At 65.3% G+C, this 12623-nt stretch carries 13 protein-coding genes; 11 read left to right on the forward strand and 2 right to left on the reverse strand.

The annotated features are described in order from the left end of the window. Positions 1-170: 170 nt before the first annotated feature. From ACIA48_RS19110 to ahcY, 6 genes are all read left to right on the forward strand, one after another. Entirely contained in the window at positions 171-1031 is an 861-nt protein-coding gene (locus ACIA48_RS19110) for a type IV toxin-antitoxin system AbiEi family antitoxin domain-containing protein (protein ID WP_396734755.1), read from the forward strand. Between the two features lie 121 nt (positions 1032-1152). After that, a complete protein-coding gene (locus ACIA48_RS19115; protein ID WP_396734758.1) occupies positions 1153-2382 on the forward strand; it encodes an alkane 1-monooxygenase in 1230 nt (409 codons plus the stop codon). Next, complete coding sequence (locus tag ACIA48_RS19120) at positions 2382-2555, forward strand: rubredoxin (RefSeq protein WP_396734760.1); 174 nt, start codon at positions 2382-2384, stop codon at positions 2553-2555. The genes ACIA48_RS19115 and ACIA48_RS19120 overlap by 1 nt, the downstream gene beginning before the upstream one ends. Beyond that, positions 2552-2734: a rubredoxin gene (locus ACIA48_RS19125; RefSeq protein ID WP_396734763.1), complete on the forward strand. Its 183-nt coding sequence runs from the start codon at positions 2552-2554 to the stop codon at positions 2732-2734. The genes ACIA48_RS19120 and ACIA48_RS19125 overlap by 4 nt, the downstream gene beginning before the upstream one ends. 53 nt (positions 2735-2787) lie before the next feature. Further along, positions 2788-3435: a TetR family transcriptional regulator gene (locus ACIA48_RS19130; protein WP_396734765.1), complete on the forward strand. Its 648-nt coding sequence runs from the start codon at positions 2788-2790 to the stop codon at positions 3433-3435. A 110-nt stretch (positions 3436-3545) separates the two neighbouring features. Then, a complete protein-coding gene (gene ahcY, locus ACIA48_RS19135) occupies positions 3546-5003 on the forward strand; it encodes an adenosylhomocysteinase (RefSeq protein ID WP_396734768.1) in 1458 nt (485 codons plus the stop codon). Positions 5004-5080: 77 nt separating this feature from the next. Here ahcY and ACIA48_RS19140 read toward each other — a convergent pair whose 3' ends face one another. After that, positions 5081-5446, reverse strand: coding sequence for a heme-binding protein (locus ACIA48_RS19140; RefSeq protein ID WP_396734770.1), 366 nt, complete (start codon positions 5444-5446; stop codon positions 5081-5083). 189 nt (positions 5447-5635) lie between these two features. On the opposite strand from ACIA48_RS19140, the gene ACIA48_RS19145 reads away from it, so the two are divergent. Continuing rightward, on the forward strand, positions 5636-6946 hold the full coding sequence (locus tag ACIA48_RS19145; protein ID WP_396734773.1) for a lipase family protein: 1311 nt from the start codon (positions 5636-5638) through the stop codon (positions 6944-6946). Between the two features lie 42 nt (positions 6947-6988). Here ACIA48_RS19145 and ACIA48_RS19150 read toward each other — a convergent pair whose 3' ends face one another. Next, positions 6989-7675 carry a DUF899 domain-containing protein gene (locus ACIA48_RS19150; RefSeq protein ID WP_396734775.1) on the reverse strand — a complete coding sequence of 229 codons (687 nt, stop codon included), beginning with the start codon at positions 7673-7675 and terminating at the stop codon, positions 6989-6991. Between the two features lie 87 nt (positions 7676-7762). Between ACIA48_RS19150 and ACIA48_RS19155 the strand changes: the two genes are divergently transcribed. From ACIA48_RS19155 to lpqB, 4 genes are read left to right on the forward strand one after another with little or no spacing between them, the layout of a single operon-like run. Beyond that, positions 7763-8392, forward strand: a complete 630-nt coding sequence (locus ACIA48_RS19155; RefSeq protein ID WP_396734778.1) for a dTMP kinase — start codon at positions 7763-7765, stop codon at positions 8390-8392. 49 nt (positions 8393-8441) lie between these two features. Next, positions 8442-9128, forward strand: coding sequence for a two-component system response regulator MtrA (gene mtrA / locus ACIA48_RS19160; RefSeq protein ID WP_396734781.1), 687 nt, complete (start codon positions 8442-8444; stop codon positions 9126-9128). A gap of 49 nt (positions 9129-9177) precedes the next feature. Further along, positions 9178-10815, forward strand: a complete 1638-nt coding sequence (mtrB, locus tag ACIA48_RS19165; protein WP_396734784.1) for an MtrAB system histidine kinase MtrB — start codon at positions 9178-9180, stop codon at positions 10813-10815. After that, positions 10812-12569, forward strand: a complete 1758-nt coding sequence (gene lpqB / locus ACIA48_RS19170; RefSeq protein ID WP_396734787.1) for an MtrAB system accessory lipoprotein LpqB — start codon at positions 10812-10814, stop codon at positions 12567-12569. The genes mtrB and lpqB overlap by 4 nt, the downstream gene beginning before the upstream one ends. Positions 12570-12623 lie beyond the last annotated feature (54 nt).

Here is a 12623-nt window from a genome sequence, read left to right on the forward strand (position 1 = left end):
ACCCGGCCCCCGCCCGCCCCCACCCGCCCCCCCCCCCCCCCCGCCCCCCCCCCCCCCGCCCCCCCCCCCCCCCCCCCGCCACCGCCCCCCCCCCCCCCCCCCCCCCCCCCCCCCCCCCCCCGACTCGCAACATGGAGAACCTCGGGGGCCTTCCATCCGTCTGATCAATCGTGCTCAACGATTATTTGCGCCGCCACGACGGCGTCATCACCCTGGAACAGGCGCGCGCAGCGGGATTGAGCTGGCGCGCAGTTGAGCGCAGGCTGCAATCGGGCGCGTGGATTCGCTGCAGCCGTGGCGTGTACTTCGTCGACGACCGGCCATTCTCCGACGCAGCGCGCATCCGGGCCGCGGTTTGGGGCTACGGATCGGGCGCCGCAGCCAGCGGTCTGACTGCGGCGTGGTGGCACGCTCTGACTCGATTTGCGCCCGACATCGCCGAAGTGACCGTGCCGCGTGACAGTCACGGCCGCCGACACACAGACACCCGGGTGCGGCGCCGCAGCCTCGACGAACGCGACGTTGTCGAACGTCGTGGCCTCCGGGTGACGTCACTGCCGCTGACCGTCGTCGAAGCGGCCGCCCAACGCGGAGGTGGCCCGAAGCTGATGGATAACGCCTTGCAGCAACATGTCGATCTCGACAGCTTGTGGCATGCGCACCTTCGCAACAAGGGCCGCACCGGTGCGCCACGCTCGCGACGCCTTCTGCAGGCGGCGTCAGACGGATCACGGTCCGCCGCCGAACGACTGCTGATCAAAATCCTGAAAGACGAACGCATCACCGGATGGACGGCGAACTACCGCGTAGCGGGCTACCGCGTCGACGTGGGGTTCCCTGGCTCGCGGGTGGCCCTCGAAGTCGACGGGATGGCCTTCCACAGCGGCGCCCACGAGTTCCAGATCGATCGCGAGCGCCAGAACACGATCGTGCTGATCGGATGGCAGGTGCTGCGCTTCACCTGGCTGGACCTCACGGAGTACCCGGACCGCGTAGCGGCGGTCATTCGTGCTGCGATTTCGGCGCGCTGACACACCCAGACGGTTGATCTGCGCACCCGATTCGCAAAGCGCTCTTTACAAAAGATGCCTCTATGTCTAGACAGACGACAAATCCGGCTCTATAGTCAACTTCAGTCGTGATGGCACTCACATGAGGAGGCACCCAGTGACCACGCAAATGTCAGAGCTCGAGATCGAACAGTGGCGCGATAAGAAGCGTTATCTGTGGCTGATGGGGCTGATCGCACCGACGGCGCTTTTTGTGATGATGCCGCTGGTGTGGGCCTTCAATCAGTGGGGCTGGCATGCGGTGGCGCAGGTGCCGTTCTGGATCGGCCCGATCCTGCTGTACATCCTGTTGCCCGCACTGGACCTGCGGTTCGGACCCGACGGGCAAAACGCTCCCGACGAGGTGATGGAACGGCTCGAGAACGACAAGTACTACCGGTACTGCACATACATCTACATTCCGTTCCAGTACGCGAGCGTGATCTTCGGCGCCTACCTGTTCACCGCGTCGAACCTGAGCTGGCTCGGCTTCGACGGCGGCCTGGCGTGGCCGGCCAAGATCGGCCTCGCGCTGTCGGTGGGAATGCTCGGAGGGGTGGGCATCAACACCGCACACGAAATGGGCCACAAGAAGGACGAACTCGAACGGTGGTTGGCCAAAGTCACGCTCGCCCAGACGCTCTACGGCCACTTCTACATCGAGCACAACCGGGGCCACCACGTTCGCGTTGCGACGCCCGAGGATCCCGCGTCGGCCCGCTTCGGTGAGACGTTCTGGGAGTTCCTGCCGCGCAGCGTATGGGGGAGCGCGAAGTCCTCGTGGGAGCTCGAAGCCAAGCGGCTGGAGCGTGCGGGCAAGAGCAAGTGGCACTGGTCGAACGATGTGCTGAACGCGTGGGCGATGTCGGTCGTGCTCTACGGCGTGCTTATCGCGGTGTTCGGCATCGCGCTGATTCCCTACATCCTCATCTCGGCGGTATTCGGGTTCACGCTTCTCGAGACGGTGAACTACCTCGAGCACTACGGGCTCCTGCGGCAGAAGACCGAAAGCGGTCGGTATGAGCGGTGCGCCCCGGTGCACAGCTGGAACTCCGACCACATCGTGACGAACCTGTTCCTGTATCACCTGCAGCGGCACAGCGATCACCACGCCAACCCGACGCGGCGCTACCAGACGCTGCGCAGCATGGAAGGTGCGCCGAACCTGCCGAGCGGGTACGCGTCGATGATCGGCCTGACGTACTTCCCGCCGCTGTGGCGCAAGGTGATGGATCACCGCGTGCTCGACCACTACGACGGCGACATCACGAAGGTCAACGTCCACCCGCGCGTCCGCGACAAGGTGCTGGCCAAATACGGGGTGACGGTCTGATGGCCACCTACCGCTGTCCCGGTTGCGACTACGTCTACGACGAGACGAAAGGTGCACCGCGGGAAGGGTTTCCCGCGGGCACCGCATGGAACGACATCCCCGACGACTGGTGCTGCCCGGACTGCGCAGTACGCGAGAAGGTCGACTTCGAAACGATAGGAGTGAACCAGTGAACGACTACAAACTGTTCGTCTGCGTGCAGTGTGGCTTCGAGTACGACGAGGAGAAGGGCTGGCCGGAGGACGGCATCGCCCCGGGTACGCGCTGGGACGACATCCCCGACGACTGGAGCTGCCCGGACTGCGGAGCGGCCAAGGCCGACTTCGAAATGGTGGAGGTAGCTCGTTCGTGACGGCGAGTGTGACCAGGGCGAGCGGAGCGACGGGAAAAGATAGGGTCGCTCGAATGAGCCGCCCTCGGACCGCGCAGCGCATCCCGTACGCCGAGGCGTCGAGGGTGTTGCTGCGCGATTCGATTCTGGATGGCATGCGCGAAGAACTGCTCACCCGTGACTGGTCGGCGATCACGCTGTCGCACGTCGCCAAGGCCGCCGGCATCAGCCGCCAGACCATCTACAACGAGTTCGGCTCGCGACATGGTCTGGCCCAGGCTTACGCACTGCGCCTGGCGGACCGGCTCGTCGACCAGATCGACGACGCGATCGTCAGCAACGAAGGCGATGTCCACGCAGCCTTCGTGCAGGGCTTCCGGGATTTTTTCACCGAGTCGGCCGCGGATCCGCTGGTGATCTCGCTGTTGACCGGTGATTTCAAACCCGATCTGCTCCAGCTGATCACCACCGACAGCGGGCCGATCATCACGCACTGCTCGCAGCGCCTGACGGCGACCTTCGTGGACAGCTGGGTCAACTGCGGCCACGAGGACGCCGGGGTGCTGGCGCGCGCGATCGTTCGCCTAGCGATGAGCTATGTGTCGATGCCACCGGAGGCCGACTCCGGCACATCGCCCGCTCGCGGGCACGACGTCGCATCTGACCTGGCCCGTTTGATGACGCCATTCGCCGAACGCTACGGTGTCAGGGAGACCTCTTAGCTGTCAGAGCGCCTGAGCGCCTGTCCCGCGAGCCCGCAGGCTGAGTGGTTGTCTGGGCACAGTTGTGCCCCCAGAGGCAAAGACGAACGAATGAAGGGCTCTAGAAATCCATGACTGAGTTGAAGGTCGACGTCCGCAACGGCATCGATTACAAGGTGGCTGATCTGTCGCAGGCCGAGTTCGGCCGCAAGGAGATCCGGTTGGCCGAGCATGAGATGCCCGGCTTGATGGCGTTGCGTCGGGAGTATCACGATGTGCAGCCGCTCAAGGGTGCGCGCATTTCGGGCTCGCTGCACATGACGGTGCAGACCGCTGTGCTGATCGAGACTTTGGTGGCGTTGGGTGCTGAGGTGCGGTGGGCGTCATGCAACATCTTCTCCACCCAGGACCATGCTGCGGCGGCCGTCGTCGTCGGCCCGAACGGAACTCCGGAGGAGCCCAAGGGCACTCCCGTGTTCGCGTGGAAGGGCGAGACGCTCGAGGAGTACTGGTGGGCCGCCGAGCAGATGCTCACGTGGGAGGGCGCGCCGGCGAACATGATTCTCGACGACGGTGGTGATGCCACCATGCTGGTGCTGCGTGGCGCGCAGTACGAGAAGGCCGGTGTGGTCCCGCCCGCCGAGGACGACGACTCCGCGGAGTGGAAGGTCTTCCTCAACCTGGTGCGGACTCGCTTCGAGACCGAGAAGGACAAGTGGACCACGATCGCTGAGGCGGTCAAGGGTGTCACCGAGGAGACCACCACCGGTGTGCTGCGGCTGTATCAGTTCGAGGCGGCCGGTGATCTTCCGTTCCCGGCGATCAACGTCAACGACTCGGTCACCAAGTCGAAGTTCGACAACAAGTACGGCACCCGGCACTCGCTGATCGATGGCATCAACCGCGGCACCGACGTGTTGATCGGCGGCAAGAAGGTGCTGATTTGCGGTTACGGCGACGTCGGCAAGGGTTGTGCGGAGTCGATGGCCGGCCAGGGTGCGCGCGTGGCGGTCACTGAGATCGACCCGATCAACGCGTTGCAGGCGCTGATGGACGGGTTCGACGTGGTGACCGCCGAGCAGGGCATCCCGGTGGCCGACATCGTCATCACCTCGACGGGCAACAAGGACATCATCACTCTCGATCACATGAAGGCGATGAAGCATCAGGCGATCCTGGGCAACATCGGACACTTCGACGACGAGATCCAGATGGCCGCCCTCGAGAAGTCCGGTGCCCGCCGCATCAACATCAAGCCGCAGGTCGATGAGTGGACCTTCGATGACGGCAAGTCGATCATCGTGCTGTCGGAGGGGCGTCTGTTGAACCTGGGTAACGCCACCGGTCATCCGTCGTTCGTGATGAGTAACAGCTTCTCCAACCAGGTGATCGCCCAGATCGAGTTGTGGACCAAAAACGACGAGTACGACAACGCGGTGTATCGCTTGGCCAAACACCTCGATGAGAAGGTGGCGCGTATCCACGTCGAGGCGCTGGGCGGCACGCTGACCAAACTCACCAAAGAGCAGGCGGAATACATCGGCGTCGACGTCGAAGGCCCATACAAGCCCGAGCACTACCGCTACTGAGTTTCTAGTTCGCCGAAACTGCGGACAGATCGCGATTCAAGCCGAATTCGCGTTCTGTCCGCAGTTTCGTTTCGGCGCTAGGGATTGACGATTGAGCCGCAGTGATTCTTGATGTCCACCAACGGCTGACGGATGCCCTTCATCTCCGCGTTCTCCTGCGGGTGAGTCTCCATGTAGGTCGTGACGTGCTCGGCGACCTGTTCACGTGACAGGCCCGAGAGCGTGCTCATGAAGCCGTTCAGGTCAGGGTGGGTGAACAGGTACGCAGATGTCGACGCATCGACGCCGGCCCGGACACCTTCGAGGTCGGCGGTGGTGCAGGTCGGTGGATTCATCCCATTGTCTGCTTGCGCGAGGGGGGATACGCCGAGCAGTGCGGCGCACGACGCCGCGCCGGCGAATAACGGAATCGCCAGCCGGCGGGCGGTGGGAAGGCTGAGCATCGGATACTCCTCAGGTTTTACAGAAAAGCGGCAGTCTGTAGCCAGTCTGGGGTTCGCCGAAGGGTGGTGCTTCGTCACCCAAGGCCTTGCACAGGAAACCGACAGTGGGCGCACATGTGCGACATAACCAAACTGATTGGCTGGCAGAGGCCTGGCCGTCGGTGATACCGATTCTGTTACGGTCCCTGTGTGCACCGGGGGGTCGTGGTAGTCGCCGTTCTCGTCACTCTCGCAGCGTGCTTCGCGCCGGCCGCCCATGCCGACGACCCGACAATCGACGACCATCACCCATACTTCAACGAGGACGAATACCAGGCGTTCTACACGCCACCGGATCCGTTGCCGCCGGGGCAGCCGGGCGACCTGATCCGCACTGAACCGTCGCGGTTGGTGTTGGAGCCGTCGGGCGAATTGGGCATGATCATGGCCAACGGGACACGAATCATGTACCGCAGCACGGATGCTCGCGGAAACCCGATGGCGGTGACGGGGACGTACTTCGAGCCGCACAACGCCTGGCCGGGTAAAGGGCCACGCCCGCTCATTGTCTATGGGCCCGGCACCCAAGGCCAAGGGGATCAGTGCGCCCCGTCGCGGCAGTTCAATCAGGGTATCCACTGGTCGCCGTGGCTTGACCTGGCGTTCAACTACGAGGAACTGTTCGTCGCGACGATGGTCGCGCGCGGGTTCGCGATCGTGATGACCGATTACGAGGGCCTCGGCACGCCGGGTTTGCACACCTACGCGAATCGGGTGTCGCAGGGCCACGCGATGCTCGACGCGGCGCGTGCGGCTAAGAATCTGCCTGGCACCTCGCTCACCCGCGACGGCCCGCTGGCCTTCTGGGGCTACTCGCAGGGCGGGGGAGCCGCGGCGTCCGCCGCGGAGATGGCCGATTCGTACGCGCCAGAACTCAACATCGTTGGTAGCTACGCCGGCGCGCCGCCCGCCGACCTCAAGGCGTTGTTCCCGTTCATCGACGGCAGCATGCTGATAGGAGCAGTGGGTTATGCGCTGAATGGGGTGATCGCCGCTTACCCGGAGCACGAGGCCGCGATCCGGGCGACGCTCACCCCGCGCGGCGCGGACATGCTCTTCAAAGTGCAGGACCAATGCGTCGCGGAGACACTGACGAAGTTCATGTTCCGGCACCTGCAGCCCTACTTCAATCGGGACATCTTCGCGCTAGTCGAGCAGGAGCCGTTCAAGTCGCTGTTCGACGAGCAGAAGCTTGGCCGCATGAAACCCAATGCGCCCGTTCTTATCAACTCGAACCGATTCGACCCGCTTGTCCCGTGGGCGCCGGCGATGCAGATGGGCCGCGACTGGTGCGGCCAGGGCGCCGATATCGAGGCGCGCACCAACGAACAACCGCCGTTCCTGAACAAGGCGATGGTCAACCACGCTCTGCCGATGCTCGTCGACGGTGAACCGGCGATGCAGTGGATTGCCGACCGATTCAACGGATTACCGACAACGCCGAACTGCGGCCAGTTCTAGCGCGTTCGTGATCGGGGACAGCCTCGGGCGAATGCAGCGCAGCTACGTGTCGTACTCGTCGCGCTTGCGCGGCCAGTCGGAGAAGTCCTCACCGCGCCCCTTCGGCGCACGGTCCAGCAGCTGCCAGGTCGCGTTCAATGCCTCGGTGCCGCGATCGTAGGTCGAGTACGTATGGAAGACAGTGCCGTTCTCTAGCGCGAAGCAACTCAGCGCCATCAGCTCCATCACGTCGAGCATGCTGCCGCCACCCGGACCCGGATCACGGCGCGGCGTCGGAACATACATGTGCTCGAAGAAGTCGGCGTCGAAGTCGCTGCCGCCCGACGATACCCACTCCACGTCCCAGCCCATCCGCTCCTTGTACGCAGTGAGGACCGGCAGCGGCGAACGCGACGCCAGCAGGAACGTCACATCCCGGTGCGCCAGATGCGGCACCGCGCCGACCAAGTTGTCCGTTTCGAACGTGCAGCCCGGGCAGCCCGCCGGCGTCTTCGGGCCGAGCATGAAGTGCCGCACGATCAACTGTGACCGGCCGTCGAACAACTCGGCGAGCGTGCGCTGGCCGGCCGTCGAGTCGAACACGTACTCCTTGTCGACCGGCACCCACGGCAACTGCAGCCGGGCCCGCGCAAGCTCGGTGGCGCGACGGGTCAGCTCCTTCTCATTGGCCAACTGTTGCTCGTAGGCGGCCCGCCACTGTTCGCGCGTCCCGACCGTATGCGTTGTCATCGCGTCATTCTCCTGGAGTGCCGATGGGTCCTTCGAAGTAGACCGTCGGCGGCGACGAAAGTCATCGACCGCCGTTACGCTCGCTGCGTGCTCATCGTGATCGAAGGTGTCGACGGCGCGGGCAAGCGCACACTGACCAACGGTCTGCGCACCGCATTCGAGGGCGCACAGAAGACCGTCACCACCCTGGCCTTCCCGCGCTACCACCAATCGATAACCGCCGACCTCGCCGCCGAGGCCCTGCACGGCAATCACGGCGACCTCGCCGAGTCGGTCCACGCGATGGCCGTTCTCTTCGCCCTCGACCGTGCCGGGGCAAAAACCGAGATCGCTGATCTCACCGAGACCTACGACGTCGTGATCCTCGACCGCTACGTCGCCTCCAACGCGGCGTACAGCGCGGCCCGGCTCCACCAGGGCGTGGACGGCGAGGTCGTCGAATGGGTGCGCGACCTCGAGTACGGTCGCCTCGAACTCCCCAGACCCGACACTCAGATCCTGCTCGCGGTGCCGGTCGAGCTCGCCGCCGCGCGTGCCGACCACCGCGCCCGAGAGGAAGCTGACCGCGCCAAGGATGCCTACGAACGTGACGACGGCCTGCAGCGCCGCACCGGCGAGGTCTACGCCGCGCTGGCCGCCGCGAACTGGTGCGGGCAGTGGAAGATCGTTCCGCCGGAAGTCGACGCCGCGAAGCTAGCCGCAGAGCTGGCTCAATAGCCGACTCGCCCCTTGTGCTACCGGCGTTTTATCGCGGTTTGGTGACACCATGGACAACATGAGGCAAAGGATCCTGGTTGTCGATGACGACCCTTCGCTCGCCGAGATGCTCACCATCGTGCTGCGCGGGGAGGGCTTCGACACCGCGGTCATCGGTGACGGCACCCAAGCACTGACCGCGGTCCGCGAATTGCGGCCCGACCTGGTGCTGCTCGACCTGATGCTGCCCGGCATGAACGGCATCGACGTGTGCCGCGTGCTGCGTGCGGACTCCGGTGTCCCGATCGTCATGCTTACGGCCAAGACCGACACCGTCGACGTGGTCCTCGGCCTGGAGTCCGGCGCCGACGACTACGTGATGAAGCCGTTCAAGCCGAAGGAGCTCGTCGCCCGCGTGCGCGCGCGTCTGCGGCGTAACGAGGACGAGCCCGCTGAGATGCTGTCGATTGCCGACGTGGACATCGACGTGCCTGCTCACAAGGTCACCCGACTGGGCGAACAGATCTCCCTGACCCCGCTGGAATTCGACCTATTGGTGGCGTTGGCGCGTAAACCGCGGCAGGTGTTTACTCGTGATGTGCTGCTCGAACAGGTGTGGGGATACCGACACCCGGCGGACACGCGTCTGGTGAACGTGCATGTCCAGCGTTTGCGGGCCAAGGTCGAGAAGGACCCGGAGAACCCGCAGGTGGTGCTGACGGTTCGAGGAGTGGGGTATAAGGCCGGACCTCCGTGATATTTGACCGCTCAGCGGTCGCCGTGACCTTGACCGCTCGGCGGTCGCCGTGATCTGGAGCTCGCGAAGGCGCATCCATCGGCGTTCGGCACCACTTGTACGCGGATTGGGCGCGCTGGGTCGAGCGATGGGTCTCGCCTGGCGACGCTCGCTGCAGCTGCGCGTCGTCACGTTGACGCTCGGACTGTCGCTGGCCGTCATCCTGGCGCTTGGGTTCGTGCTGACCAGCCAGATCACCGACCGCATCCTCGAAGTGAAGGTGCGTGCCGCCACCGAGGAGATCGACCGCGCCCGTAGCACCGTGAGTGGCATCGTCGGCGGCGAGGAAACCCGCTCGCTCGACAGCAGCCTGCAGCTAGCCCGCAACACGCTGATCGACCGCACCGCCGACGCCGGTCCAGGCCTGGCAGGCGCATTCGACGCGGTGTTGGTCGTACCCGGCGACGGACCGCGCGCCGCCACCGCCGCGGGTCCGGTGCAGCAAGTCCCCAACGCCTTGCGCGACTTCGTCAAGGCTGGCCAGGTCAGCTACCAGTACGCGACCGTCAACACCGAAGGTTTCTCCGGCCCGGCGTTGATCATCGGCAGTCCGACGTCGTCGCCGGTCGCGAATCTCGAGCTTTACCTGATCTTTCCGCTGAGCAATGAAGAGTCCACCATCGCGCTGGTGCGTGGCACGATGGCCACCGGCGGCGTCGTCCTGCTGGGCTTACTCGCGGTGATTGCGCTCGTCGTCGCCCGCCAGATCGTGCTGCCCGTGCGGTCGGCCTCGCGGATCGCCGAGCGGTTCGCCGAAGGGCATCTCACCGAGCGCATGCCGGTGCGTGGCGAGGACGATATGGCCCGACTGGCGGTGTCGTTCAATGACATGGCCGAAAGCCTGCACCGGCAGATCACCTCGCTCGAGGAATTTGGCAATCTGCAGCGGCGGTTCACCTCCGATGTAAGCCACGAGCTGCGCACCCCGCTGACCACGGTCCGCATGGCAGCCGACCTGATCCACGACCACAGCGATGACCTCGACCCGGCACTGCGTCGTTCCACCGAGTTGATGGTCAGCGAACTCGACCGTTTCGAGACGCTGCTCAACGATCTCCTGGAAATCTCGCGCCACGATGCCGGCGTCGCCGAACTGTCCGTTGAGGCGGTCGATCTGCGCGCGACGGTGCAGAGTGCGCTCAACAACGTCGGGCACCTGGCCGCCGACGCGGACATCGAGCTGATCGTCGACATGCCCTCTGAGGACGTCATCGCCGAAGTCGACCCGCGCCGCGTCGAGCGCATCCTGCGCAACTTGATCGCCAACGCCATCGATCACGCCGAGCACAAGCCGGTGCGCATCCGAATGGGCGTTGACGAAGACACTGTGGCCGTCACGGTGCGCGACCACGGCGTCGGGCTGCGGCCCGGCGAGGAGAAGCTGGTGTTCAGTAGGTTCTGGCGCTCAGACCCGTCGCGGGTGCGCCGCTCCGGCGGCACCGGCCTCGGCCTGGCCATCAGCATCGAGGACGCCCGGCTGCATCAGGGGAGGTTGGAAGCCTGGGGCGAACCCGGTAAGGGCGCCTGCTTCCGGCTGACCTTGCCGCTGGTGCGTGGTCACAAGGTCACGACGAGCCCGCTCCCACTGAAACCCGTTGAGCCTGAACACCCCCCGCGACGCTCGGCTCGGGAATCGGAAACCGTGTGAAGCGCCTATTGGTCGCCCTGGCGGTGCTCGGGTTCGTCGTCACCGGCTGCGCAGGAGTACCCAGTTCATCGTCACCGCAGGCGATCGGCACCGTCGAGCGGCCCGCGCCACCGAGCCTGCCCAAGCCGACGCCCGGCATGGATCCCGACGTGCTGTTGCGGGAATTCCTCAAGGCGACCGCCGATCCGGCGAATCGTCATTTGGCGGCGCGGCAATTCCTCACCGAATCCGGTTCCAGCGCATGGGATGACGCGGGCAGCGCGCTGCTGATCGACAACGTCGTCTTCACCGAAACCCGCGGGTCTGATCGCGTCACGGTACACATGCGTGCCGACATCCTTGGCTCGTTGTCGGACCTGGGTGTGTTCGAGACCGGTGAGGGCGCGTTGCCCGATCCTGGACCGATTGAACTGGTCAAGACGTCCGGCGGCTGGCGCATCGACAAGCTGCCAAACGGCGTTTTCCTTGACTGGCAACAGTTTCAAGCCACGTACAAGCGCAACACGTTGTACTTCGCCGACCCGACCGGCGCCACCGTCGTCCCCGACCCTCGCTACGTAGCGGTGTCCGACCCCGACCAGTTGGCGACCGAACTGGTCAGCAAGCTGATCGCCGGACCACGTCCGGAACTGGCCAAGAGTGTGCGCAATCTGCTGGAGCCTCCGCTGAAGCTACGCGGACCGGTGACTCGCGCCGACGGTGGCAAGACTGGCGTCGGTCGTGGCTACGGCGGTGCGCGGATCGATCTGGACAACCTGTCGACCACCGATCCGCACAGTCGCCAACTGCTTGCGGCCCAGATCATTTGGACCCTGTCGCGCGCCGGGATCAACGGCCCGTACGTGATCACCGCCGATGGTGCCGCGCTCGACGATCGCTTCGCCGACGGTTGGGAGACCTCCGACGTGGCGGCCACCGACCCCGGCGCGTTCCCGGGAGCCGCGGCGGGCCTGCATGGCTTGGTGGGCGGTTCGCTGGTGTTTCTGGACGGCCCCCGCGCGCCACGCGTCCCCGGGGCGTTCGGCGCGACGCCCAACCAGACCGCGGCGGCGATATCGCGAACCGGACAGAACATGGCGTCGATCGTGACGTTGCGCTCGGGCGCGCCCGACATGGCGTCGTCGTTGTGGGTCGGTCCGTTGGGCGGCAACGCGTCGCAAGCGCTGGATGGACGCAACTTGTCGCGGCCCAGTTGGGCCCTCGACGACGCTGTCTGGGTGGTGGTCGACGGCAACAACGTGGTCCGCGTCATCCAAGACGCGTCCGGGCAACCCGCGCGCATACCCGTCGACTCCACGCCGGTGTCATCACGGTTTCCCGGTGCGATCCGGGAACTGCAACTGTCGCGCGACGGAACCCGCGCCGCGATGGTCATCGACGGTCAGGTCATCTTGGCCGGGGTGGAGCAGACCCCCGGTGGGGGATATGCGCTGACGTATCCGCGGCGGCTGGGCTTCGGGCTGCGCAACACCGTCGTCTCACTGTCGTGGCGCACGGGCGACGACATCGTCGTCAGCCGCACGGATCCGCAGCATCCGGTTTCCTACGTCAACCTCGACGGCGTCAACTCCGACGGGCCCAGCCGCAACCTGCTTATGCCGGTCACCACCGTGGCGGCCAACCCGTCGACGGTCTACGTCGCCGACGAGCGCGGCGTGCTGCAACTGACGGGTTCGGCCGCCGACAACGACCCGGTGTGGTCCGAGGTAAGGCCGTTGATGGTTCCCGGCGCGCAACCCGTACTGCCTGGCTGAGCATCGCTTCAAATTTTTTTGGCATCGCACTGAACCAAGTCCCGCGGACTCCCG

This window comes from Mycobacterium sp. NPDC051804 (assembly GCF_044452905.1).
Classification (GTDB): Bacteria; Actinomycetota; Actinomycetes; order Mycobacteriales; family Mycobacteriaceae; genus Mycobacterium.